Origin of the sequence: Actinobacillus genomosp. 1 (assembly GCF_029774175.1) — a bacterium.
Taxonomy (GTDB): domain Bacteria; phylum Pseudomonadota; class Gammaproteobacteria; order Enterobacterales; family Pasteurellaceae; genus Actinobacillus.
The window spans coordinates 2170383-2196312 of the sequence record NZ_CP103834.1 but is presented as its reverse complement, the minus strand read 5'-3'; the positions used below and the strand labels follow the sequence as shown (position 1 = coordinate 2196312).

The following is a 25930-nucleotide window of genomic DNA, read 5'->3' as shown; positions in this document are numbered from 1 at the left end:
AACACTAAAGTAATCTTTTCTATTTATCTAGCAAGGATCTTTTATATGACAATCCAAGTATATGGTATTAAAAATTGTGATACCGTAAAAAAAGCACTTAAATGGCTGACAGATAATAATATAACTCACCAATTGCATGACTACCGAATAGACGGCCTATCTACCGATTTCTTGCAGCATGCGGAAGCCGCTTTCGGCTGGGAAAATCTGGTCAATAAACGCTCAACCACTTGGCGTAATTTAGATGAAGCGGTGAAAAACAATCTGGATCGTACAACGGCATTAAAAGTGTTGTTAGAGCAGCCGACCCTGATTAAACGTCCGATTATCTTGCAAGACGGCATTGCGCTGATTGGTTTTGATGTCAAACAATACGAACAAACGTTCGGTAAATAATTTATTTTTGGAAAATTAGCATATGAAAAACAACATCATCAACCTTGCACAAGATTTAATTCGTCGTCCGTCCATTAGTCCGGCCGATCAAGGCTGCCAACAAGTGATTGCAGAACGTTTGCAGCAATTAGGCTTTACGCTCGAGTGGTTGCCATTCGGCGATACGTTAAATTTATGGGCGAAGCACGGTAATACTCATCCGGTCATTGCATTTGCCGGACATACCGATGTGGTGCCAGTTGGTGATGAAGCGCAATGGGCCTATCCTCCGTTTGAAGCTCGTATTGTGGATAATATGCTTTACGGACGTGGTGCGGCAGATATGAAGGGTTCTCTTTCCGCTCTGGTTGTTGCGGCAGAAGAATTTGTTAAAGCAAATCCGAACCATGCCGGCACGATTGCGTTATTAATTACCTCCGATGAAGAAGCAGCAGCAAAAGACGGTACGGTAAAAGTGGTGGAAACACTGATGGCAAGAGGCGAACCGATTCACTATTGCGTCGTGGGCGAGCCTTCCAGCGGTAAAGTATTGGGTGATGTCATTAAAAACGGCAGACGAGGCTCAATTACCGGTGATCTTTATATCGAGGGTGTACAAGGTCATGTCGCTTATCCGCATTTAGCCGAAAATCCGGTACATACTTCATTGAATTTCTTAACCGAACTAACCGCTTATCAATGGGATAACGGTAACGAATTTTTCCCACCGACAAGTTTGCAAATTGCAAATATCAAAGCGGGAACCGGCAGTAACAATGTGATTCCGGGCGAATTATACGTGCAATTTAACTTACGCTATTGCACAGAAGTCACCGATGACATTATAAAAAACAAAGTGGCGGAAATATTAGCTAAACATCAGTTAAAACACCGTATTAGTTGGAATTTATCCGGTAAACCGTTTTTAGCCGGTAATGGCGAATTGGTCAAAGCGGCGGTACAAGCGGTCGAAAACGTCACAAAAATTACGCCTCGTTTAGATACTAGCGGTGGAACTTCAGACGGTCGTTTTATCGCATTAATGGGCGCAGAAGTTGTCGAGTTCGGACCGTTAAACGCCACCATTCATAAAGTGAATGAATGTGTCAGCGTAGAAGACCTTGGTAAATGTGGAGAGGTGTACTATCAAATCCTCGAATACTTACTCAAAAGTTAATGCTGAGGAAAGATTAAAATGATAGCAAACCTCGAACAAATCCTCACCGGCAAAACACGTGAACATCTTGTGCCGTTGCCGAATCCGTTATCAGATAAACATTTTTTGCAAGCTGAGGCGGTTGATGCCTTTCTTGCATTGCAGCAGGCGGCAAAAGCAGCCGGTTTTAATTTACAGCCTGCCAGTACTTATCGTGATTTCGATCGCCAAATGCTAATTTGGAATGCAAAATTTAATGGCGAACGTAAAGTACATGATGATAACGGCTGTGCGATTGATATGAATAAATTGGACGATTTACACAAAATCCAAGCAATGATGCGCTGGTCGGCAGTACCCGGTTCCAGCCGTCATCATTGGGGGACGGAAATTGATGTTTTTGACCCTGATTTGCTACCAGAAGGGCAACATTTACAGCTTGAGCCTTGGGAATACCAAACCGGCGGTTATTTTGCACCGTTAGCCGAATGGCTTCATCATCATGCCGAGCATTTCGGTTTTTATTTCCCTTTCGACGGCATTCATAATGCGAAAGTAGGCTATGAACCTTGGCATATCAGTTATCGTCCGATTTCCGCCGAATATGAAACGTTGTTCAGCCACGAGATTTTGCAAAAATCGTGGCAAAATGAACCGCTTGCCGGCAAAGCCTGCTTACTTGAACATTTTAACCAGCTATTTAGCTGATTTTTACAATTAATATAATGACAATTCAACTTATCAACGAATCTTCAAATACTGAGAAATTTCAGCAAATTTATGAAAAATGGCAACTGGTTCACGACCAATCCGCCATTCTTGCGCTAGTTTTAACTGACGAGCGTTTAGAGCTGCGTAAACTGGACGAGCCGAAACTCGGTGCGATAGCGGTCAATTTTGTCGATGGCACTATGGCGCACCGCCGTAAATTCGGTGGTGGTCGAGGTGAAGCGGTAGCAAAAGCGGTTGGAATTAAAGGGGACTACTTACCCACGGTGATTGACGCTACCGCAGGACTGGGTAGAGATGCTTTTGTGCTAGCCTCTATCGGTTGCAAAGTGTTATTAGTCGAACGTAATCCGATTGTTGCGGCATTATTGGAAGACGGTTTGGCGAGAGCCTATGCCGATCCGGAAATTGGTAGTTTTATGCAGGAACGAATGATTTTAGCTGATGAGCGTAATATCTCGTTACTGGATGCAGAACAGCAAACCGCCGATGTAGTTTATTTAGATCCGATGTATCCGCATAAACAAAAAAGTGCATTAGTGAAAAAAGAAATGCGAGTATTCCAACATTTAGTTGGTGCCGATTTGGATTCAGATGATTTCTTTGCACCGGCAAAAGCACTGGCCCGCAAAAGAGTGGTAGTCAAACGTCCCGACTACGCGCCTTTTTTGGCGGAACAGAAACCCGACTTTTCGCAAACCACGAAAAATCACCGCTTTGACGTTTATCTTTCGCATTTAAAATCTGCGTAAATTTTTCGCAAAATCCGCCCGCTTATTCTATGAACTTCTAGGCAAATTGTTGTTTTTTTAGTAGGATTACTATCTTTCATTTTTTTAGATCTAACAAGATAAGGTGTTACCGTGCCACAACGTGATTATGCAGCCCGTTCCAATAAAAAAAAGGGCATTAATAAATCGCTTATTTTAGGGATTATTATCTTCTTACTTTTAGCCGGCGGAATCGGATTATGGGTGTTAAAAGAAAACGCACCCGCACCGGCAATTCCGGCCGTTCAGCAAAACCAAGCCGTACCGCCTCAAGGTCCTGCATTACCAAGTCGTCCGGAAGAAGTTTATAGCTATATCCGTGACTTAGAAACACGTGAAGTATTGACCGATAACAGTCAAAAATCACAAGAAAAATTGGCGCAACTTTCGGAAGAACAGAAGCAGCAATTAGAAAATAAATTAAAACAAGAAGAAGCGGCTCGTTTAGCGGCGGAAAAACCGCAAACCGAAGCAACTACGACAGAAACGCCAACAGATACGACAACAACGACCGAACAACAACCTGCGGTAGTCGCATTAACACCGGAAGAACTCGCGGCTAAAAAAGCGGCAGAGCAAAAAGCGGCAAAATTAGCGGAAGAAAAACGTAAGCAAGCAGAACTGAAAAAACAACAAGAGTCAGCCAAAGCACCGGTTGAAACGGCAAAAGCGGTTGAAAGTGCGGCAAGTGCGGAACAACAAGCAAAATTAGCGGCGGAAAAAGCGAAGAAAGCCGAACAAACTAAAATTGTGGCGACAGCAGCCAAACCGTCTGATAAACCTACCGCTCAAGCAGGCAGATTCGGTTTACAATGCGGTGCATTTAAAAACAAAGCGCAAGCTGAAAATATGCAGGCACGTCTGGCAATGGCTGGTTTTAATGCCCGAATTAGCTCGAGTTCCGATTGGAATCGCGTATTTGTCGGGCCGGTCGGCGATAGAGCCGCCGCTTCGAACGCACAATCAAATGCACGTAGTGTGGCGGAATGTGTGATTATTTCGATGTAATTTAAAAAGGCTCGGGTCATCTGATCCGAGCCTTTCTTTTTGATACTTAATTTACTTTTTAATTAAAAAAGTCACCGCCTCTACATAACGTTTAACAAATTCATTGGTTGAAGCGGAATCGGCAAAACCTTCCAGATTAATTTGGTATTGCTCGTTTACGAAAAATGCCGGTACGCCGCGAATTTTAAAATCTTCCGCCAATTGCACTTGCTTATTCACTAAACCGTTTACCGCAAAGCTATTGATACCATTATCAAAATCCGCCGCACTGACGCCGTTTGCGGTAAATACCGCTTTAATATCATCCATTGATTTCATCGCATCTTTTTGCGCCGCTTCAAACAGTGCGGTTTTTACTTTATCTTCCACACCTAACGCCATCGCCAATGCCCATGCGCGAGTTAAGTTCTCTGACTGACGACCTAAGAAATTCACGTGATATTGCACTAATTTCGCATCTTTCGGTAACGCTTGTTTAATTTGGCTTGGAATTTTATAAGTTAATTCGAAATCATAGCAGTGCGGGCAATAGAATGAGAAAAACTCTACTACCTCTTTTTGTGCCGAAGGCGCTTGGCGAACTTGGGTATATTCTTTACCTTCTACCGGATCCGCCGCTACTGCGGTTGAATTAACTGCAAAAAATGCAGAAAGTGCGACTAAAACTGATTTTAATGCCAATTTTTTCATTATTGTTCCTCGAATAAAAAATAAATGCGCCTGTTAGACTCAACTAATCGTTTAAAATTCCGCGAGCACGTAACAATGCCGTTTTGAAATCTTCTTCATAATCTTTTTTAATGCCGGGAATCGGCTCGTGTTTATCCGCATTACGCATTTTTAATTGGTAAATTAACACTTCATCACGTAATGCGGTATAGTTATCCGGCTCACCGACTTCAATCGAAAGTTGTTGTAAAATATCCATCAGATGTAAATCCGGGTTTTTACGCCAATGCTCGCCTAATAACTCAAGTAATTCTTCTAAACGTTTGCATTTCATACTTTGCTTCCTTAAAAATTCTTGTTGAAAAGTGTTCGGAATCATATACTTTTAGCTACACTTTTGCAAAAAACTTGGACCTAAAAATGCTACAAATAGATCAAATTGCCGCAGTAATTTTATCCGGTGGACTTGCTCGCCGTATGAACGGAGCGGAAAAAGGCTTACAGCAATTAAACGGTAAAACATTGATTGCGCACATTGTGGAACGTCTTACGCCGCAAATTACGCAGATTCATTTGAATATCAATCGTTCACAAGCGGAATATCAAACACAGTTCCCGAATTTGCCTTTTTATTGTGATAGTTTGGGCGATTTCCAAGGACCATTAAGCGGAATGCTTTCCGGGTTTGAAAATATTCACAGAGAATACCTGTTATTCGTCCCGTGTGATACGCCGTTCTTACCCAATAATTTAGTGAAAAAACTCTCGGTGGCATTGGCAATCAACCAAGCTCAAATTGCTTATGTGCATGACGGCGAGCGAGCGCATCCTACCGCGGCATTAATTCATCGTTCGGTGGTTACACCGCTTCGTCTTTATCTGGCAAGTGGTGAACGTCGCTTATTCCATTTTTTCCAAACACAAAAAAGTGTTGCTGTGGATTTCTCCGAGCAAAAGTCTGCTTTTCAAAATATGAATACCTTTGCCGATTTGGAAAATATTCGTCTAACGCCTGCAACTACACCGAAATTACTTGGGATTACCGGCTATAGCGGCACAGGTAAAACGACTTTGTTGGAAAAATTAATTCCAAAATTGACCGCTTGTCACATTAGAGTCGGGCTGATTAAACATTCGCATCATAATGTCGAAGTAGATAAACCGGGCAAAGATAGCCACCGCTTGCGTGTAGCAGGTGCGAATCCGACTATGGTTGTCTGTGAGGAACGTTGGGCATTAATGACCGAAACACCTACACAAGCGGTCGATTTTCAGCAATTAATTGCAAAATTTGATCCGAAAGCCGTGGATTTAATTTTGGTGGAAGGCTTTAAACACGAACCGATTGCAAAGATTCAGCTACATCGCCAAGCGATTGAAAAACCGTTACCGGAGCTAGATGAATGGACGATTGCAACTGCGACTGATTACCCGCTGGCACGAGAGAATCGCTTAGATATTAATGACATTGAGCAGATTGCGGATTTTATTCGACAATGGCTGAAAAGCTAAAAGAAAGCGGTAAGATTTACTGAAAATCTTACCGCTTGTTGCTTATTATTTAAGCCCGAGTTTTTTCTCGAGGTAGTGGATATTCGTGCCACCTTTACGGAAGTTTTCGTCTTCCATAATCAGATTGTGTAATGGAATATTGGTTTTAATTCCTTCCACAATCGTTTCTGATAACGCATTTTGCATACGACGGATTGCAATATCACGATCTTCTGCAAAGGTAATCAATTTACCGATCATTGAATCATAATGCGGCGGTACGGTATAACCGGTATAAATGTGAGAATCCCAACGCACACCTAAACCGCCCGGCACGTGTAAACGTGTGATTTTACCCGGAGAAGGTAAGAAGGTATTCGGATCTTCCGCATTGATACGACATTCCATCGCATGACCTTTCACTTTAATGTCTTCTTGTTTGATTGAAATCGGAAGACCTGCCGCCACACGTAATTGCTCTTTTACTAAGTCCACGCCAGTGATCATTTCCGTTACCGGATGCTCTACTTGTAAACGAGTATTCATTTCGATGAAATAAAATTCGCCGTTTTCGAATAGGAATTCGAATGTACCAGCACCACGATAGCCGATTTCACGACACGCGTTCGCACAACGTTCACCGATGAATTTACGTAATTCAGGGGTAATACCCGGTGCCGGTGCTTCTTCCACCACTTTTTGGTGACGGCGTTGCATTGAACAGTCACGTTCCGCTAAATAAACCGCATTACCGTGTGTGTCCGCTAATACTTGGATTTCAATATGGCGTGGATTTTCTAAATATTTTTCCATATACACCATATCGTTATTAAATGCCGCTTTCGCTTCCGCTTTGGTCATTGCGATAGATTCTTCGAGATCTTTCTCGTTATATACCACACGCATACCACGACCGCCGCCACCGCCGGACGCTTTAATAATCACCGGATAACCGATACGTTTTGCAATTTCTTTGTTTTTAGCCGGATCGTTACCTACCGGACCGTCGGAACCCGGTACGCAAGGCACGCCCGCTTTTTTCATTGCATTGATTGCCGATACTTTATCGCCCATTAAACGAATCACGTCCGCAGTAGGACCAATAAAAGTAAAGCCTGAGTTTTCTACTTGTTCGGCAAAATCCGCATTCTCAGATAAGAAGCCGTAACCCGGGTGAATAGCATCTGCATTAGTGACTTCTGCCGCAGCAATGATCATTGGGATATTTAAGTAACTTTTTACTGAAGGAGCCGGGCCGATACAAATCGTTTCGTCCGCTAAAAGTACGTGTTTTAATTCACGGTCAGCCGTTGAGTGAACCGCAACCGTTTTGATACCAAGCTCTTTACACGCACGTAAAATACGTAATGCGATTTCGCCGCGGTTTGCAATGACAACTTTTTCTAACATTGGAGTTTTCCCCTTTTGTCAAGGAAAGAACGGAACACTCGGAAGCCGTTGCAAGCGGTTAATTTTGCCGATTTTTTTACAAAATTCGAGAGAAAACAGACCGCTTGTTCAACTGACAATATTCCGTGTATTCCGTCATTTCCGTGCTGAATAAATTATTCGATGATGATAAGTTTTTGGTCGAATTCAACCGCTTCGCCGTCGTTTACTAAAATCGCTTTAACCACACCGGCTTTGTCTGACTCAATACGGTTCATCATTTTCATTGCTTCTACGATACATAACGCATCACCAACGTTTACGGTTTGACCCACTTCGATAAATGCTTTTGCATCCGGGCTTGGGCTACGATAGAAGGTCCCTACCATCGGTGAAAGCACCGCGTGACCGCTTACTTCTGCTGATGCAGCCGGTGCTGCCGGTGCTGCTTGTGCAACAGGTGCTGCAGGTGCAACTGCGGCTGCTTGAGGTGCTGCTACGTATTGGACTGCCGCTGATGCAGCCGGTTGAGCACGGCTAATACGTACCGTACCTTCTTCTTCAGACACTTCTAATTCAGTGATGCCTGATTCTTCAACTAATTCGATAAGTTTTTTGATTTTGCGAATATCCATAGTGAGATTCCGTTTTTATAGTCAATTAAAAAAGAGAAACTCCGCACAACAATGTGCAGAGTAAAAAATCTTGTCTAGATTACTCCAATTTCGCCAATTTTGCGAATAAAATCTTGCAAAATTGGCGAATTTATCGGGATTTTGCTACTCATCGTAGCAGTTAAAAGGAAACTATTTTAATAGCTCGTCATTCTTTTTATAGTTCCATTTGCTACGAGGTTTATCAATATATTGGAAATATTCATTAGTAAAAGTCCCTTGCGCACAAGTCGTTTTATCACGGCGAGTGTTCACACTTTTCGTACCGATCGCAACATTCAGCGTTTCCGGCCCAGTCATCACAAATACCCCGCCTTCGATACGGCGATTTTCAATATTGCTGATAATAATTTCCAACGTATCTTTTAAGATCGGATGACCTTTCTCACAAGCTAAAAAGAAATTGGTATATTTATCACGACGTTTAATTAGGACTTCCTGATCGTTTTCTTGAATAATTTGGGAGAGAGGGAAAACTAAATGTCCGTCAATATCAATATATACTCCGCCCTCTTGCAATAAAGTAAATACACGCCAGAAATCTGCTTGCGCCGCACCGTCGGTGAGCTTGCTGTAGGCATTAAAAGTTCGCTCATCAGCATTCGCTTTAATATAGGTTTCTCTATCTTCGGTACTAACATAACGATAATCGTAACTCAACGACATTAAACGGTTAAACAGATAATTCGCATAGACCGGCAATGTGACTTTGTTTGAATAATTGGTTTGCCAAATCGTTTTGGTAATTCGAGTATGTTGCTTCGAATGAATTTTTGCCGGACTATATTCCGGAATAGTAAAACGAAGTTTTGGGAAAAGCGCGTGGAACGGATAACTTAATACTTTAACAATATTTCCGAATAGACGTTCTAAACCGTTACAGACCACAATCAACGATTCATATTTAACCGGATTAGCCATTCATCATTTCTCCTAATTGTATTTTTTGTAATTCTGAAATTGCGAAGTCGAGCGCATAATCGTAACCTTTTGCACCTAAACCGCAAATCACGCCTTTTGCTATATCGCTTAGATAAGAATGATGGCGGAAAGGTTCACGGGCGTGCACATTTGAAAGATGGACTTCGATAAATGGAATAGATATCGCTAACAACGCATCACGAATCGCAACACTAGTGTGGGTAAATGCACCCGGATTAATAATAATGAAATCGGTATTTTGAAAGGCTTGATGAATACGATTAATCAGCGGCTCTTCACCGTTTGCTTGGAAGTAATCTAATTCGTAGCCTTGCGCCTGTGCCGATTGTTGTAAATGTTGTTCAATATCTGCAAGAGTCTGCGAGCCGTAAATATGCGGTTCTCGTTTGCCTAACATATTCAAATTAGGACCGTTTAAGAGAAGAATTTTTTTCATATCGATTCCTTACAAGCGGTAAAAAAATCCCCCTCTTTTGCAAAGAGGGGGCGGGAGGATTTAATTACTCTTCGATGGTACGAAGTAATTCGTTGATACCCACTTTACCTAATGTTTTCGCATCAACTTTTTTCACGATAACTGCGCAATATAGGCTGTATTTACCGTCTTTTGACGGAAGGCTACCTGAAACAACCACAGAGCCTGCCGGTACGCGACCGTAGTGGATTTCGCCGGTTTCACGGTCATAAATACGGGTTGATTGACCGATAAATACGCCCATTGAAATAACACAACCGTCTTCTACGATTACGCCTTCAACCACTTCCGAACGTGCGCCGATAAAGCAGTTATCACCGATAATAGTTGGGTTTGCTTGTAACGGCTCTAATACACCGCCGATACCTACGCCACCTGATAAGTGAACGTTTTTACCGATTTGTGCGCATGAACCTACGGTTGCCCAAGTATCAACCATTGTACCTTCGCCCACGTATGCACCGATGTTTACATAAGACGGCATTAATACGCAGTTTTTAGAAATGTATGCACCTTTACGTACGGTTGCAGACGGCACCACACGGAAACCTTCTTGTGCAAAACGTTCTTCAGTGTAATCTGCAAATTTTAAACCTACTTTGTCGTAATATTTGGTTTCCGCACCGTCAATAATTTGGTTGTCATTGATACGGAATGAAAGTAAAACCGCTTTTTTTAACCACTGATGAGTTACCCACTCACCGTCAATTTTTTCCGCTACACGATATTTACCGCTATCTAAACCTTCGATAACTTCTTCAATTGCAGCACGAGTTTCCGCATCAACTGTTTTTGGTGTGATTTCAGCACGACGCTCAAATGCCGCTTCGATAATTGCTTGTAAAGACATTGTTGTGTTCCTTTAATGTGAATGGAAATTATGAGAGAAAATTTGCCTCAATTTTTAACATAAATAGCCGTTTTTTGCTACTAGAAAAAAGGCAATCGGTCGGATTGGCAAAACTTTTTGCAAAAAATCCATTAAATTTAACCGCTTGTACTATTCGTCCCCGCCAAAGGTTTTCCGCCACTCGTTCGGACTGACTTGAAAACGTTGTTTAAAATGTTGACGGAAGCTCACCACGTTTTGAAAGCCGACTTTATCGCTAATTGCTTCAATCGAAAGTTCGCTGCTTTCGAGTAATTCAAGGCTTTTCTGTAAACGTTCGACAATCAACCATTGAGTAAAACTGCTACCTATCATTTTCTGAAAATGGCGAGTGAATGTTCTTCGACTTATATGTGCCATCTCTGCAAGATCATCAATATGATGCGGCTTTTGCAGATTTTGTCGGACATATTGCAATATTTCGTGCAATTTATCATTTTGTGAAGTATCCAATTTTTGCGGTTCGATAAATTGAGCCTGACCGCCTTCTCGATGTGGTGGTGCAACCATAATACGTGCCACATAATTCGCAATTTTTACTCCATAGAATTTACGGATAAGATAAAGACAGCAATCAAGTCCGGCACTTGTTCCGGCAGAAGTAATCAGTCTGTCGTCTTCTACATAAAGCGCATTGGCATCGAGCTTTACTTGCGGAAAACGTTGATGAAAATCCGCTTCGCCGTGCCAATGAGTAGTGGCTCGCTTGCCGTCCAGTAAGCCTGCATAAGCCAACGCATAAGTGCCGTAGCACAACCCGACTAAATATGCCCCACGTTGATAAGCTGAGCGTAATGCTGTTTGTAATACCTCGCTTGGCGGTTCGTTTAAATCCGCCCAACCGGCGATCATCACAATATCCGCTTCCGCTAAATAATCCAAACCTCGCTCCGCCTGCACATTTAGTAAATGACTTTGTACGCTCGCTTCTTCTGCCACCAACGTAATCGAAAATAAATCGTCAGTCGGTAATGCCGTAGTAAATACCACATACGGCACTGAAAACTGAAAAAGATTGAGGTTAGGCTGTAGCACAAGCGCGATTTTTAACGGCATCGGTTTCTCCTTGTAATTTTGACCTAATTCTTTCTATTCTTATGTTAAAAGTCAAATTCAGAGAAGATTTTACACTTTAAGTGCGTAGCCCTCCATTCCCCACTTAATTTCCTTATCCAACCAACTTAAGCTATGATGTGTTGATGATAAATAGTTATAGCGAGCGACTATGAATTTTCTTGCCCATAGTATGATTTCCTTCCAGTTAGACGAAATAATGCCGAATAGCCGTACCTTATTCGGTAATTTTGCCGGTGATTTTTATAAGGGGAGAGTCGAAAATTTAGCGATAGCAAGCCATATTCGAGATGGGATAAGGCTACACCGTTTGATCGACAGCACGACAGATCGGCGAGAAAATTTTCTCAATCCTCTACTTACTGAGGATTTAGGACGATTTAAAGGAATTGTGTCGGATATTGTGATTGACCATTTTATCGCAAAAAATTTTAACCGTTTGTTTGGACAAGAACTGGAAGCGATTGAAACAATGATCTTCGCAAGCATTAGCCGATATCGGCCGATTTTCCCACCAGGTTTCGCTTCGCTGTTTAATTGGTTGGTGCAGAACCGAGCCTTATCTCACTATGCTGATTTTGATTTTCTAACTGATCGAGTATTTACAGGAATGGCGCAACGTGTCACTCGTGGCGAAGTACTGCGCACGGCAGGAAATGTGCTTAAAAAGCATTATGTGGAACTTGAGACGTTGGCAATCCAAGAACTTAGTTACACCAAAGACGAAAGTCTGCGTAAATATATTGCGTTAAATTCGTTGAGTAGTTGAAGTTCCCTGTAAGAAGAAAGATGTCATGCAATGCCATTTGACCTACTTTAAGATTAAATTGACCCGATTCTTGCTTATATTGTCCTAAAAGCCAATTCTTAATTAAATTACTTTTTTGCATAATATTCACACACCGCAACAAGCGGTCGTTTTTCGGAATAATTTTACAAAGGATACAATATGAAACTTAAAGCAACTTTATCGTCATTAACATTAGGTTTATTCGTCGCAAATTCAGCGTCAGCAATGGAATATCAGCACGTTCGTAATGCAACGGCAAAAATCAACTACGCAGGCACAACATTCTTAGTTGATCCGTATTTAGCGACTAAAGGTGCTTATGAGGGTTTTGCCGGTACAGTAAACTTTGAAAAACGTAACCCATTAGTTGATATGAAACAATCAGCGGAAGATGTGATCAAAGGCGTGCAAGCGGTAATCGTTACTCACACTCATGATGACCACTGGGATAAAGCGGCTCAAGAGAAATTACCAAAAGATTTACCGATTTTCGTGCAAAATGCGGACGATGCAAAAATCATTCGTGGTCAAGGCTTTAAAGATGTACGTGTAGTGGGCAACCACACGGAATTTAACGGCGTAAAATTAACGCGTATTAAAGGCGGTCAGCATGGCACGGATGCTATGTATGCCAATCCAATGTTAGCGGAAATGTTAGGCGATGCAATGGGCTTTGTAATGGAAGCGAAAGGCGAGAAAACCACTTATATTGTGGGCGATACTATCTGGAATCAATCGGTGGATAATGCGATTACCGATTTCAAACCGGAAGTGATCGTAATGAATACCGGTCGTGCAGAGATGATCGAGCCAAAAGGTGCGATCATTATGGGTAAAGAAGATGTAGCGAAAATGCGTCAAGTCGCACCGAAAGCAGACATCGTTACTGTGCATATGGATGCGGTAAACCACGCAACAGTCAGCACCAAAGATATGCGTGAATTTGTGAAAGCAAAAGGCTTAAAACAAGTTGCCGTACCGACGGAAGGCGAAACCTTAAAATACTAATTTACGGCGACAAGCGGTTAAATTTCTTTAAAAAACAGTAAATCTAGGGCGGGTCATGTATCCGCCTAATCTACTAACAATGTCATTATTTTGCATAATATTTCTGCAAAATCTCACTCAATAAATTAAATACATATAACACTCGCATCGGCGTGTTTTCTTGTTGCGGACGATAAATAAACATTTTCCAATCCGGAATCTTTAATTCGGGGAACAGCATCACTAATCTTCCCGCTTTTATATGCGGCGCATAATGATATTCCGGTAACATTCCGACCGCCAATCCTTGCAATACCACCGCTAAATTACTGTAACTTTCCGAACTGATAAAATACGGGTCTTTTACCATAAAACTTTGCTTCGGCGTATTAAACCAATGCCACGCTTTACCGGTCTGCGGATTTATCTCTACACATAACGGGAAACGAGTCTGCAGATCATTTAGATCTTGCGGTTGCCCTAATTTAGCCAATAACTTCGGACTTACCACGATCCGTTCCTTGATAGTAGTAATTTCTCGAGTAATCAGATGCGGTTCCATTTGCATACTGATGCGCACGCCAATATCAATTTGTTTTGTAACACTGTTATACAAAGCGGTATCCGGTCGCCAGTCAATATGCAATTGCGGCTGATCCGAAAGCGCTTCCAATAATTCCGCTAAAATCACATCATTATTCGGTAAACGAGGTAAAGTAATCCGTACCGTACCGCGCATAGATTCTTTAAAGTCGGTTTGGAATAACGTTTCAGTCGCTTTTAACCAGACTTGTGCATCCGCCAAAAACACTTTGCCAAAATCGGTTAAAGAAATATTACGGGTATTGCGTTTAAATAACGGTTCGCCTAATTGTTGCTCCAAATCGGCAATCATACGGGTAACCACCTGTGGCGAAATCGCCAAACGATTTGCCGCTTCACGAAAATGTAATGTTTCCGCCGCAATACAAAAGTAACGTACCGCTTCCACCTTATCGAGCATATTTCCTCCCATTTATTCCCTAAACAGGAATTCTTTATTCGTAATTTATTCATTGTATAGGAATAAATCACTTTTTAGAATGTGCCAAATCAATGATTCGATAAGGAGAAACGAATATGCAAAATTTTAATTACTTTACCCCGACCAAAATCGTATTCGGTAAAGACACCGAACAACAAGTCGGTGAATTAATTCAAGCGCAACATTGCAAAAAAGTATTGATTCATTACGGTAGCCAAAGTGCGAAAAAGTCCGGTTTATTGGATCGCATTAAAGCATCATTAGATAACGCAAGTATTGCTTATGTAGAATTGGGCGGTGTAGTACCGAATCCGTTACTGTCTTTGGTTTATCAAGGCATTGAATTATGTAAACGAGAACAGGTGGATTTTATTCTTGCCGTCGGTGGCGGTAGTGTAATTGATTCCGCCAAAGCGATCGCTTACGGTGTGGCGGAAGAAGGCGATGTTTGGGATCTTTTTGACGGTAAACGTCAAGCAACCGCTTGTTTACCGGTAGCTACCGTTTTAACTATTGCGGCGGCAGGTAGTGAAATGAGTAACGGTTCGGTGATTACTAAAGACGAGGGCGGTATCAAACGCGGTTATAGTAATGATTTGTCTCGCCCGAAATTCTCAATTTTAAATCCCGAATTAACCGTAACTTTACCGGACTATCAAACCGCAAGCGGTAATGCAGATATTTTAATGCACACGATGGAGCGTTATTTCACACCGAACGCTACAATGGAAATTACCGATACGATTGCCGAAAGCATTTTAAAAACCGTGATGAAAAATGCCCAAATCTTAGTAAAAGATCCGAAAAATTACCAAGCCAGAGCGGAAATTATGTGGTGCGGAAGCCTATCGCACAACGGTTTGACCGGTTGCGGCGGTGGTAACGGCGATTGGGCAACGCATATGTTGGAACACGAGCTAAGCGGTATGTTTGATGTCACTCACGGTGCCGGTTTAGCTGCGATGTGGGGACACTGGGCAAGATATGTTTACCAAGATATTTTACCTCGCTTTGAACGTTTTGCGACTCAAGTAATGGGCGTTACGCCGGCAACCACCGCAGAACAAACTGCTCTAAAAGGTATTACAGCAATGGAAGATTTCTTCCGCAGTATTAATATGCCGACCAACCTCACCGAACTAGGCATCAATCCAAGTACGGAACAAATTGCCGAAATGGCGCACAAATGCAGTATCGCCTCAAAAGGTAGTATCGGTGCGGCAAAAACTTTATATGAAGCGGATATGGTCGCAATTTATACTGCGGCGAAAGAGGCATAATAAGTATATTCCGTGGTAAAAATGCACTACGGAATATACCGACAACGCGAAATTAATCTTATCGCAAAAAAACCTGAGCCACAGACTGATCCTAACCACGTACGGCTCGTGCGTGGTAAACAAAAATTCCTAACTGGTTAATTTTTAAAAGAAATCCCCCTCTTTAGCAAAGAGGGGTTAGGGGAGATTTGACAGTTGATAGGCATAAAAACCTAATAAGACTTTTTAACTGATTACCCCCTCTCCCTGATTTTTCTTCTAAACAAAGAAAAATCTGTCCCTCTCCCACGAGGGGCGAGGGTGTCCGTACATTCATCGAAAATAAACCACATCGCAGAAACCCTCAGAGCCACAGCGTGGCTCACTCAGCCGTAGGCTGATCCTAACCACGTACGGCTTGCCGTGCGTGGTAAAAAATCCGTACGCTCTGTGGTAAAAACCTAAATCTGCTCGGCGGTATAACTGAGTTTCTCAATCGCTTTAATCATCTGCTCTACCGATACATTCTCATTAGCGATAATTTTGACTTTACGTTCTTTCATATTCGCTTTGGTCGAAACCACTCCGTCAATTGCTCGCAATTCTTTATTAACCAAATAGACACATAATTGGCAGGTCATTTCTTTAACGTAGAAATTCACTTCTTTTTGTACCTGCTGTTCGGTTGTCACATTATTGGTCGATGCAACTTCATTGGCATAAACAAGCGGTGAAATTCCGACATAAAAAAGCAAAGTAAACAGTAATTTTTTCATTCTAATAACCAAGGCAAAATAAAAGGATAGCTAAGGAAAAACAGAATAATCGCAAAGGCAATCCAATACAGAATAATCAAAGTACGGCGAGAACAATATTTAGTACAGATAATTTTCTTGGAAAATATCAGTAACCAAAAGCCGTAACCGAACGCCCCAAGCGAAACAAACAGCAGCGGAAGCTGTAAATACTCATATTCGCTTAACCCGACCAGCCACGGTGAAGAAATACCGAACACCAAATAAACTAGCGGTGCAATACAGCATAATGTCGAACTTACCGCCGCGATCAGCGCAGCGGTAAGTGAGGCAAAAAAACGATTATTTGAGTTCTTTTGAGATAAGCTCATAACCAAACTCTTTTGCATCAAATGAATTGAGCGGATCACCGCCAATTTCTGCATACGGATAACCGAAATTATTAATCGGTGTCAATTCAGGCTGCGGATAAAGATTGAAATCACGCGCATGGTTAAAGCCCATCCAGTTGGCTTCCCAGTTACCGAATAAGTATTTTGAAACCGCTTGCGTATCGGCGTCATTTACCGCTTTTTTCTCAGCTAAACGCATTTTTGCAACGTCTGCAGAATCGACCGGTACCCAACCGAAACCGGCCAAATAAAACTCGGCACGGCAATGTTGTCCGCTATTTTCATTCGCAATACCGTCTTTTGCGCTACCGAAGGCGGTTTTTGAGAATTTTGACATTTTCGGTGCATCACCTAAACGGATACCGAAAATTTCACGCGCCGGAATATCCGAAGCTCGCGCTAGAGCAACAAATACCGAATTAATATCGGTACATTTGCCTTTTAATACACCGGTGGTCAGCATTTTCTCAACATCGCCGTCACCGCAACCTAATACGGAATTATCACGTTCCATATTTTCCACAATCCATTTATGAATCAATTCGGCTTTTTTTAGCGGGTTAGTTTCTTTACCGACAATTTTATCCGCATATTGCTTCACAATGCCGTCTGTTTTAATGTGAGTGGTCGGTTTGAGATACTCTTGTACATCCACCGAATAAATGATTTTTTCCGGCACTTGATAATTAGCCAATGCACCACTCGCCATCGGTTCACGATCTTTGGTTTGTACCACTAATTTCACTTTTAACAAACGTTTTTGCGCTTTTTCGTCCCAATTAGCGAATAGCGTTTTCGCACCGTATTGGTTATTTTCGGTGATATAGGCTTTGTTATAGTTACCTTCAAATTCTATCGATTTTACATCTTGGTAATCATTACTGAACGGTAACGGAACCCATAAATTGGTTTCGCCTTTTGAACCTTGCGGCACGATGAGATCGTAATTTTGATTAAATTCGTAAGTATGAGTGGTAGTGTTATAACTTGGAACTTGGTTAGCAAATGCAGCCGAGCTTGCCAGCAATGTGGCTAATAGCAATTTTTTCATGATGGGTCCTTAAATAAACAAACTTGTTATATTCATTCGGAATGAATGAGACTTGCGAATCATAGACTAAAAACTATCAATAAGGAATAGTCTGATAGAAATTTTCTTTAACAGTAAACAAGCGGTCTGAATTTCGTGAAACTTTGCAAAAATTCAACAAAATTCGACCGCTTATCCTTATGCTTTTTGCTCATTTGAATAATGGATACGCCACAACATTCTGGCATCTAAATTACTGGAAGCGATCATCGTCAAAAATACCGCCGCCCCGAAGAAAAACGCAGCATCACCGACCGAGAAGCTAAGAATCTGTCCTCGTTCTAACAACGACATCATCAATGCCAATACAAATAAATCCAGCATCGACCAACGTCCGACAAAATGTACGTAATGTAAGGCTTTCATTTGCCAGTGAATCGGGTGTTTCCATTTGTAATGAATAGCTAACAGCAGATATAAAATAATCGCCACTTTACTGAACGGCACGGCGATACTGGCAATAAACACGATAGCGGCAACCGTATAACTGCCTAAACCGATAAAAGTTAGTACCCCCGAAAAAAGCGTATCGGCGGAAACCGATCCGGCTAATCCGGTGGCGGAAATCGGTAAAATATTTGCCGGAACCATCATCACCACACCGGCAATTAAGCTCGCCCATACTCGTTGTAGTTTTATATTGTCTGAAATCGCTAAATTACTTTCGCAACGAGGACAACGCTGGCGACCTTTCAAATCGACAATCTGTTCATCAAAGGTATATTCGCAAGTCGGACACAAACTGACGTTACCTTGATGACCGCTTAATAACGTATGGTATTCCGGGTAAAAATCTTCCCACATTCTTTTCGGATTGATTTTAATAAACAATAATGTCGTTAATATCGTCACAATCACAAATGCGCTTAAATGCACGCTAAAGCTGAGAGCGGCATAATCTCTTATTTTAAATGCCGCCACCGCCAGTGCGACCAAATACACGTCCAACATAACCCATTCTTGAATTTTCGCTAGAAAAATCAATGTATAACGAGGCCGCTGTGCTAATAAGCGTTGTAAACGAATGGTTAATACTAATAATGCAAAAGCAATCGGAAAGACAACCGAGCAAAGTAGCACCATAAAGGCGGTATAAGGATAGCCTTCGGTCGCCATTTTCCATACTCCGCCCCATACGGTGGCGTGAATCGGCACACCGAGTAAATCGATACTCATTAACGGGAAAGTCAGTGCAAACGGCAATAAAATTAAAATGGCAAGAGCGATAATCGAACAACGACGCAAACTCCAGCTGTTTGCCGGACGCAACACATCATGGCAATTGGGACAAACCGCCGTTTGAAACGGAATATTTTCCGGTATTTTCACCACCGTTTCACATTCCGGACAACGTTGCAAAGTAATTTGATTTATTCTCATCTATTTATCCTATATTTTCATTACGGCGATATTCTAACATTCATCTTACAAGCGGTCATTTTTTGTCAAAAATTAGCAAAACACATTGCAAATAATGCAATATAAAATCCCGATAATATCAATTTACGCAACATGAAAACGGCGTATAATCGATTGCATAACAAAACAACAATGTGTAAACACAACATCATAAAACAACACACTCAACATCATACATATAAATAAGGAAGCTCAGAATGGCTAACTATTTCAACACATTAAACTTACGTCAAAAATTAGACCAACTCGGTCGTTGTCGTTTTATGGATCGTGAAGAATTTTCAGACGGTTGCAATTTCTTAAAAGGCAAAAAAATCGTTATCGTAGGTTGTGGTGCGCAAGGTTTAAACCAAGGTTTAAATATGCGTGATTCCGGTTTAGATATTAGCTATGCGCTACGTACTGAAGCCATTGCGGAAAAACGTGCGTCATTTACTCGTGCAACCGAAAACGGTTTCAAAGTCGGCACATACCAAGAATTAATTCCAACCGCCGACTTAGTGATCAACTTAACGCCGGATAAACAGCACTCAAAAGTAGTTGCAGATATTATTCCGCTAATGAAACAAGGTTCTGCATTCGGTTACTCACACGGTTTCAACATTGTTGAAGAAGGTGAGCAAATTCGTAAAGACATTACTGTTGTAATGACTGCGCCAAAATGTCCGGGTACGGAAGTGCGTGAAGAATATAAACGTGGTTTCGGTGTACCGACACTTATCGCTGTTCACCCTGAAAATGACCCGAAAGGCGAAGGTATGGCAATTGCGAAAGCGTGGGCATCAGCAACCGGCGGCGACCGTGCAGGCGTATTAGAATCTTCATTCGTAGCGGAAGTTAAATCCGACTTAATGGGCGAACAAACGATCCTTTGCGGTATGTTACAAGCAGGTTCAATCGTATGTTACGACAAATTAGTGGCAGACGGTAAAGATCCGGCATACGCAAGCAAATTAATCCAATACGGTTGGGAAACGATTACCGAAGCGTTAAAACAAGGCGGTATCACCTTAATGATGGACCGTTTATCAAACGCTGCGAAAATCCGTGCTTTTGAATTAAGTGAAGAAATCAAAGTTCAATTGAACGACCTTTACTTAAAACATATGGACGACATCATCAGCGGTGAATTCTCATCAACCATGATGGCAGACTGGGCAAACGGTGATGCAAACTTATTCAAATGGCGTGAAGAAACCGGTAAAACCGCATTCGAAAATTCACCAAAAGCAGACGGCATTAAAATTTCCGAACAAGAATACTTTGATAACGGCGTAGTTATGGTTGCAATGGTGAAAGCGGGTGTAGAAATGGCATTCGATGCAATGGTTGCAAGCGGTATCTACGAAGAATCAGCATACTATGAGTCATTACACGAATTACCGTTAATCGCAAATACGATCGCTCGTAAACGTTTATACGAAATGAACGTGGTAATTTCAGATACGGCAGAATATGGTAACTATTTATTCTCTCACGTTGCAACGCCAATTCTTGCAGAGAAATTAATCCCGATGTTACAAAAAGGTGACTTAGGCGAACCGACTCCAGCTACTGAAATCGACAACGTTTACTTACGTGATATCAACGATGCAATCCGTAATCACCCGGTTGAATTAATCGGTCAAGAGTTACGTGGTTATATGACGGATATGAAGCGTATTTCATCACAAGGTTAATTAAATATTATAAAGAGCCTGCTTTGCAAGAAGCGGGCTTTTTGGTATATATTAGGCATAGTAATATTAAAAACTTCCCTCTTTCCCGAATGTAAAAGACAGGAATGAAAAAATGAATAAATTAAAATTCTCTACGATTTATATGGCGTTAGCCGCCGTAGGTATGGCAGGTTCTGCAACTGCATTGGAATGCAGTGCGACACGTCACTACTCAACAACAGATGAAAATCTAAATCAATGTACAACCGTTTTTAACGGAAGTACAAATAACAATACTTGGCTTTCAACCAGTGATAATTCTCTTTTTATTACAGGCAGTAATTTATCTGTTAATTCAGAAGATGAAGAACAGTACGCAGAATTAATCTATGCGAAAAACGCCAAATTAGCGATTTCAAAAAGCACGCTTTCCGCAAATATCGGAACGGGAGAATTACTGCGTTTACAGGATACGACCGCTAATATTCAAGACAGCACGCTTAATATAAATACTCCGAATCCTGATGATTTTACGGATTTAATTATTGCGGAAAACTCAACGGTTACCATAAATAATTCAACCTTATCAGGTACGGGTGAAACTGCCGCGATCGCTTTCTCCGAGCCTAATAATAAAGTGACTTTGAATAATACGGCCGTAACAACCGATTCGGTATTAAATACTTGGTGGGATACGGATAACAGTACCGAATATGCTGGCTTGGATTTAAGTATCAATGACAGTACGATAAATAATAGTCGTTTTTTCAGTGTGGCAACCGCTTATGATGATGAAGAAGCGATTACTAACATTGAAACCCTAAATATAACTGCAAACAACTCAATATTATCAGGTGTGGTTGCAATGCCTGACAAAGTAAGCGACAGTTCGACTTACAGCCTGACCTTAAATAATTCCTCTTGGACAACCGCACCTCAAGATTATACTGATAGCGAAACTAATCAGACCCAACGCTTTACCAATAAATTAACCAATTTAGCGTTAAATAACGGTAAGGTTAATCTTACAAAAGTAGATGGTTTTCAAACAGTTACATTAGGAAACTTATCCGGCAACGGAGATTTTAGCCTTAATACTGATCTTGCTACACAACAATCGGACAAAATTACCGTAACAGGCTCAGATAGCGGTTCATTCGGTTTAGCCGTGAATGATTCCGGTAATGAACCTCAAGCGCCAAACGGTAAAGTTACGCTGATAGAAACTCAAACCGGTACGGCAAACTTTTCGTTATTAGGACGAGATTATGTAGATGCCGGAGCATATCGTTACCGTTTGGCCAAAGACGGTACAAACTGGATTTTAACCAATACCGAACTGGCTGATCAAACAAAAACAACTTCAAAATCGCAACCGGATCCAGTTGCTCCAATAGCGGGAAATACAACAAGTAATAGCGATGTAAATATTGCTCAAAATTCGGCCGCTTATCTTGCCTTAAGCGAAAAATCTAACGCCCTTGTTTCTCTCAGACAAGCACAGTTATTACAACTTGAACAAAGTATGAACGGTATTCATCAACGTTTAGGTGAGCAAAAAGGTACGGAAACGGGGAATGTCTGGGTAAGAAATCTTAATACACGCAACAAATTCAACCGCACACATACCGCATCAAATAGCCGTACTTCCGGTTTTAATCAGAACTTACATAGCCTTGAAGTCGGTGCTGATTTTGCCGCTTCCGAACGTATTCGTCTTGGCGGTTTTATCGGAAATGCACGTTCAAATGTCGATTTCAATGGAGAGTACGGTTCCGGTAAAGTGAAAAATCAAACTATCGGTATTTACGGAACATTCCTCGCCGATAACGGTTTCTATTGGGATAATATTGCAAAATATGCACGTGTAAAATCTGAATCTTCTACGACAGGTGAACGCCGTTACAACGGATATATGTTATCCGGTGAAATAGGTCGCCACCACAGCTTAGGTAGCGGTTGGACAATTACCCCGCAGCTACAATTAGCATGGTCACATTTATCTGGTGAAACTGACGAAGATAGTATTTCAAGCCTTTACGGACGTGCCGGCGTACGAGTTGCAAAAGCGATTGACTTAACCGATTGGTCACTCCAACCTTATGCCGAAATCAATGGTGTGAAAACAAAAAATAGTGCCGCAAATGTACGCGTAAATCAGCATGAATTGCAAGTAAACGAAGTGGCAAGTAGCCGTTCACGCTTTGAAGGAACATTAGGTCTTAATGCTAAAATAAATAACCACCGTTTAGGTATTGAAGCAAAAACAAGTGACGGTAAACGTTTAAATCAACCGTTTGTTATTCAGGCAACTTATCGTTATCAATGGTAAGAACTATCCGTAATAGTCTATAAATTATAAGTTTAATTTAAATTAAATACAATTATTTAAAGAGAATAAGAATTAATCGCATATATTGTTTTATTATACATAAAAAATATATTTTTCGAATTAATTCCGCATAAAAAACAATCTTAATTATAGGTTTTGTTGTATTTTTCAATTTTTATTTGCTAGAATACAACTGTAATAAAAGCTTAATTATTTTGAGATAGACATAAAATAATTTAATAGCTTTATTCATTATCCCTTTTAGGTTGGGATTTGTCTTTAATAGATGACGATAAATTTAGAGGATCATCAAAATGAAAAAAACATTAGTTGCTTTAACAGTATTATCAGCTGCAGCGGTAGCTCAAGCAGCTCCACAACAAAATACTTTCTACGCTGGTGCGAAAGCAGGTTGGGCATCATTCCACGATGGTATCGAACAATTAGATGCAGCTAAAGGCGGTAAATACGGTATCAACCGTAACTCAGTAACTTACGGTGTATTCGGTGGTTACCAAATTTTAAACCAAGACAAATTAGGTTTAGCGGCTGAATTAGGTTATGACTATTTCGGTCGTGTGCGCGGTTCTGAAAAACCGAACGGTAAAGCGGACAAGAAAACTTTCCGTCACGCAGCACACGGTGCGACAATCGCATTAAAACCTAGCTACGAAGTATTACCTGATTTAGACGTTTACGGTAAAGTAGGTGTTGCATTAGTAAATAACACATACAAAACATTCAACGATGATAAAGAGAAAGTGAAAACTCGTCGCTTCCAAAGTTCTTTAATTTTAGGTGCGGGTGTTGAGTATGCAATTCTTCCTGAATTAGCGGCACGTGTTGAATACCAATGGTTAAACAATGCGGGTAAAGCAAGCTACTCTACATTAAACCGTATGGGTGCAACTGACTACCGTCCGGATATCAGCTCTGTATCTGCAGGTTTATCATATCGTTTCGGTCAAGGCGCAGCACCTGTTGCAGCACCTGCAGTTGAAACTAAAAACTTTGCATTCAGCTCTGACGTATTATTCGCATTCGGTAAATCAAACTTAAAACCGGCTGCAGCAACAGCTTTAGATGCAATGCAAACTGAAATCAATAACGCTGGTTTAGCAAACGCTGCTATCCAAGTTAATGGTTACACAGACCGTATCGGTAAAGAAGCTTCAAACTTAAAACTTTCACAACGTCGTGCTGAAACTGTAGCGAACTACATCGTTTCTAAAGGTGCTCCGGCAGCTAACGTAACTGCAGTAGGTTACGGTGAAGCAAATCCGGTAACCGGCGCAACATGTGACAAAGTTAAAGGTCGTAAAGCATTAATCGCTTGCTTAGCACCGGATCGTCGTGTTGAAGTTCAAGTTCAAGGTACTAAAGAAGTAACTATGTAATTTAGTTAATTTTCTAAAGTTAAATTAGTAACCCTTTTGCTTATTTAAGCAAGAGGGTTATTTTTTTGCTCCATTTTAATTAGTGCTACTCTTCCTGTGTTTATATTTGGGTTTATGATAAACTCCTCATAACTTTTATTCACTTATAGACGAAAATGAAATACAGCTTAACCCCTTTCCATACCTTTCATTTAGCGGCAAATGCAAGCAAAATCGTTGAATTCAGCAGTGCCGAACAATTACTTAACGAATGGCAAACCGCCGTAAACAATCATCAGCCGGTACTGATTTTAGGACAAGGCTCAAATGTGATTTTCTTAGATGATTTTGACGGTTGCGTATTCATCAACAAATTAAAAGGTATTACGCATCACGAAGATGAACAATTCCACTATCTGCACGTGCAAGGCGGTGAAAATTGGCATGGGCTGGTGAAATGGACGCTGGCAAACAATATTGCAGGTCTTGAGAATCTCGCACTCATTCCGGGTGTGGCAGGTTCTGCACCGATTCAAAATATCGGTGCTTACGGGGTTGAATTTGAGCGAGTGTGTGATTTTGTCGAAGTACTGAATTTACGCACCGGCGACATTTTCCGTTTAACCAAACAAGAGTGCCAATTCGGTTATCGTGAAAGTGTGTTTAAACACCAATACAAAGACGAGTTTGCGATTCTCTCGGTCGGAATCAAATTGACAAAAGCATGGCAGCCGGTATTAAGTTATGGCTCATTAACTCAGTTTGATCCGCAAAGCGTAACGCCTCAACAAGTGTTTGACGAAGTGTGTGCGGTACGTTCGGCAAAATTACCGAATCCGGACGAGTTCGGTAATGCCGGTAGTTTCTTTAAAAATCCGGTGATTGATGCTGCAAAATTTGCGCAAATTCAGACCGCTTACCCGAATATTCCAAATTACCCGCAAGCTGACGGCACAGTAAAATTGGCGGCAGGTTGGTTGATTGACCAATGCGAATTGAAAGGCTTTCAAGTAGGTGGCGCGGCGGTACATGAAAAACAAGCGTTGGTACTGATTAATAAGCAAGCGGCAGCTGGTTCAGATGTAGTGGCATTAGCGAAAGAAGTTCGCCGCCGTGTACGTGAAAAATTCGGGGTTGAGCTGCATCCGGAAGTGCGTTTTATGGGCAAAAATGGCGAAGTGAATAGCGAAGAAGTCACGAGATAACT

The 25930-nt window shown here is 41.4% G+C and carries 26 protein-coding genes; 13 read left to right on the top strand and 13 right to left on the bottom strand.

Annotation, left to right across the window (positions count from 1 at the left end; all coding sequences use genetic code 11):
* The first annotated feature begins 45 nt into the window (after positions 1 to 45).
* From NYR63_RS10405 to ftsN, 5 genes are all read left to right on the top strand, one after another.
* Positions 46 to 396 carry an ArsC family reductase gene (locus tag NYR63_RS10405; protein WP_279457434.1) on the top strand — a complete coding sequence of 117 codons (351 nt, stop codon included), beginning with the start codon at positions 46 to 48 and terminating at the stop codon, positions 394 to 396.
* A gap of 22 nt (positions 397 to 418) precedes the next feature.
* Positions 419 to 1552 (top strand): succinyl-diaminopimelate desuccinylase, encoded by a 1134-nt coding sequence (gene dapE, locus NYR63_RS10400; RefSeq protein WP_279457433.1) that lies wholly within the window; start codon positions 419 to 421, stop codon positions 1550 to 1552.
* 18 nt (positions 1553 to 1570) lie between these two features.
* On the top strand, positions 1571 to 2239 hold the full coding sequence (locus NYR63_RS10395) for a M15 family metallopeptidase (RefSeq protein ID WP_279457432.1): 669 nt from the start codon (positions 1571 to 1573) through the stop codon (positions 2237 to 2239).
* Positions 2240 to 2256: 17 nt separating this feature from the next.
* The gene (locus NYR63_RS10390; RefSeq protein ID WP_279457431.1) at positions 2257 to 3012 is read left to right on the top strand and encodes a class I SAM-dependent methyltransferase; all 756 of its coding nucleotides are present in this window, start codon (positions 2257 to 2259) and stop codon (positions 3010 to 3012) included.
* Positions 3013 to 3123: 111 nt separating this feature from the next.
* Entirely contained in the window at positions 3124 to 4038 is a 915-nt protein-coding gene (gene ftsN / locus NYR63_RS10385; RefSeq protein ID WP_279457430.1) for a cell division protein FtsN, read from the top strand.
* Positions 4039 to 4089: 51 nt separating this feature from the next.
* Here ftsN and dsbA read toward each other — a convergent pair whose 3' ends face one another.
* The gene (gene dsbA, locus NYR63_RS10380) at positions 4090 to 4728 is read right to left on the bottom strand and encodes a thiol:disulfide interchange protein DsbA (protein WP_279457429.1); all 639 of its coding nucleotides are present in this window, start codon (positions 4726 to 4728) and stop codon (positions 4090 to 4092) included.
* A 43-nt stretch (positions 4729 to 4771) separates the two neighbouring features.
* The gene (locus tag NYR63_RS10375) at positions 4772 to 5041 is read right to left on the bottom strand and encodes a YihD family protein (protein ID WP_279457428.1); all 270 of its coding nucleotides are present in this window, start codon (positions 5039 to 5041) and stop codon (positions 4772 to 4774) included.
* A gap of 86 nt (positions 5042 to 5127) precedes the next feature.
* Between NYR63_RS10375 and mobA the strand changes: the two genes are divergently transcribed.
* Entirely contained in the window at positions 5128 to 6219 is a 1092-nt protein-coding gene (gene mobA, locus NYR63_RS10370; RefSeq protein ID WP_279457427.1) for a molybdenum cofactor guanylyltransferase MobA, read from the top strand.
* Positions 6220 to 6264: 45 nt separating this feature from the next.
* On the opposite strand, the gene accC is transcribed toward mobA, so the two are convergent.
* The 6 genes from accC to NYR63_RS10340 form a co-directional block, all read right to left on the bottom strand.
* Entirely contained in the window at positions 6265 to 7608 is a 1344-nt protein-coding gene (accC, locus tag NYR63_RS10365; RefSeq protein WP_005616248.1) for an acetyl-CoA carboxylase biotin carboxylase subunit, read from the bottom strand.
* 155 nt (positions 7609 to 7763) lie between these two features.
* Positions 7764 to 8222 carry an acetyl-CoA carboxylase biotin carboxyl carrier protein gene (gene accB / locus NYR63_RS10360; protein ID WP_279457426.1) on the bottom strand — a complete coding sequence of 153 codons (459 nt, stop codon included), beginning with the start codon at positions 8220 to 8222 and terminating at the stop codon, positions 7764 to 7766.
* A gap of 171 nt (positions 8223 to 8393) precedes the next feature.
* Positions 8394 to 9182, bottom strand: a complete 789-nt coding sequence (locus NYR63_RS10355; RefSeq protein WP_237610373.1) for a glycosyltransferase family 32 protein — start codon at positions 9180 to 9182, stop codon at positions 8394 to 8396.
* Positions 9175 to 9639 (bottom strand): type II 3-dehydroquinate dehydratase, encoded by a 465-nt coding sequence (gene aroQ, locus NYR63_RS10350; protein WP_279457425.1) that lies wholly within the window; start codon positions 9637 to 9639, stop codon positions 9175 to 9177. The genes NYR63_RS10355 and aroQ overlap by 8 nt, the downstream gene beginning before the upstream one ends.
* 64 nt (positions 9640 to 9703) lie before the next feature.
* Complete coding sequence (dapD, locus tag NYR63_RS10345) at positions 9704 to 10528, bottom strand: 2,3,4,5-tetrahydropyridine-2,6-dicarboxylate N-succinyltransferase (protein ID WP_237610371.1); 825 nt, start codon at positions 10526 to 10528, stop codon at positions 9704 to 9706.
* Between the two features lie 150 nt (positions 10529 to 10678).
* Positions 10679 to 11623 (bottom strand): GlxA family transcriptional regulator, encoded by a 945-nt coding sequence (locus tag NYR63_RS10340; protein WP_279457424.1) that lies wholly within the window; start codon positions 11621 to 11623, stop codon positions 10679 to 10681.
* A 217-nt stretch (positions 11624 to 11840) separates the two neighbouring features.
* Here NYR63_RS10340 and NYR63_RS10335 point away from each other — a divergent pair, with 217 nt between their 5' ends.
* Together NYR63_RS10335 and NYR63_RS10330 are read left to right on the top strand one after the other, a co-directional pair.
* Positions 11841 to 12410 (top strand): ACP phosphodiesterase, encoded by a 570-nt coding sequence (locus tag NYR63_RS10335; protein ID WP_279458555.1) that lies wholly within the window; start codon positions 11841 to 11843, stop codon positions 12408 to 12410.
* Positions 12411 to 12590: 180 nt separating this feature from the next.
* A complete protein-coding gene (locus tag NYR63_RS10330; protein ID WP_279457423.1) occupies positions 12591 to 13439 on the top strand; it encodes an MBL fold metallo-hydrolase in 849 nt (282 codons plus the stop codon).
* A gap of 85 nt (positions 13440 to 13524) precedes the next feature.
* Here the strand turns inward: NYR63_RS10330 and NYR63_RS10325 are convergent, their stop codons facing one another.
* A complete protein-coding gene (locus tag NYR63_RS10325; RefSeq protein WP_279457422.1) occupies positions 13525 to 14421 on the bottom strand; it encodes a LysR family transcriptional regulator in 897 nt (298 codons plus the stop codon).
* A gap of 116 nt (positions 14422 to 14537) precedes the next feature.
* Between NYR63_RS10325 and NYR63_RS10320 the strand changes: the two genes are divergently transcribed.
* Complete coding sequence (locus NYR63_RS10320) at positions 14538 to 15722, top strand: iron-containing alcohol dehydrogenase (RefSeq protein ID WP_279457421.1); 1185 nt, start codon at positions 14538 to 14540, stop codon at positions 15720 to 15722.
* Positions 15723 to 16162: 440 nt separating this feature from the next.
* Here NYR63_RS10320 and NYR63_RS10315 read toward each other — a convergent pair whose 3' ends face one another.
* The 4 genes from NYR63_RS10315 to NYR63_RS10300 form a co-directional block, all read right to left on the bottom strand.
* Positions 16163 to 16477: a heavy-metal-associated domain-containing protein gene (locus tag NYR63_RS10315; protein WP_279457420.1), complete on the bottom strand. Its 315-nt coding sequence runs from the start codon at positions 16475 to 16477 to the stop codon at positions 16163 to 16165.
* Positions 16474 to 16827: a mercuric transporter MerT family protein gene (locus tag NYR63_RS10310; protein ID WP_279457419.1), complete on the bottom strand. Its 354-nt coding sequence runs from the start codon at positions 16825 to 16827 to the stop codon at positions 16474 to 16476. The genes NYR63_RS10315 and NYR63_RS10310 overlap by 4 nt, the downstream gene beginning before the upstream one ends.
* Positions 16799 to 17899, bottom strand: coding sequence for a transglutaminase-like domain-containing protein (locus NYR63_RS10305; protein ID WP_279457418.1), 1101 nt, complete (start codon positions 17897 to 17899; stop codon positions 16799 to 16801). The genes NYR63_RS10310 and NYR63_RS10305 overlap by 29 nt, the downstream gene beginning before the upstream one ends.
* Before the next feature lie 177 nt (positions 17900 to 18076).
* Positions 18077 to 19318 carry a paraquat-inducible protein A gene (locus NYR63_RS10300; protein ID WP_279457417.1) on the bottom strand — a complete coding sequence of 414 codons (1242 nt, stop codon included), beginning with the start codon at positions 19316 to 19318 and terminating at the stop codon, positions 18077 to 18079.
* A 236-nt stretch (positions 19319 to 19554) separates the two neighbouring features.
* Between NYR63_RS10300 and ilvC the strand changes: the two genes are divergently transcribed.
* From ilvC to murB, 4 genes are all read left to right on the top strand, one after another.
* A complete protein-coding gene (ilvC, locus tag NYR63_RS10295) occupies positions 19555 to 21036 on the top strand; it encodes a ketol-acid reductoisomerase (RefSeq protein WP_279457416.1) in 1482 nt (493 codons plus the stop codon).
* Between the two features lie 112 nt (positions 21037 to 21148).
* Entirely contained in the window at positions 21149 to 23347 is a 2199-nt protein-coding gene (locus NYR63_RS10290) for an autotransporter outer membrane beta-barrel domain-containing protein (RefSeq protein ID WP_279457415.1), read from the top strand.
* Between the two features lie 314 nt (positions 23348 to 23661).
* A complete protein-coding gene (gene ompA, locus NYR63_RS10285) occupies positions 23662 to 24744 on the top strand; it encodes a porin OmpA (RefSeq protein ID WP_279457414.1) in 1083 nt (360 codons plus the stop codon).
* A 155-nt stretch (positions 24745 to 24899) separates the two neighbouring features.
* A complete protein-coding gene (gene murB / locus NYR63_RS10280; RefSeq protein ID WP_279457413.1) occupies positions 24900 to 25928 on the top strand; it encodes a UDP-N-acetylmuramate dehydrogenase in 1029 nt (342 codons plus the stop codon).
* Positions 25929 to 25930 lie beyond the last annotated feature (2 nt).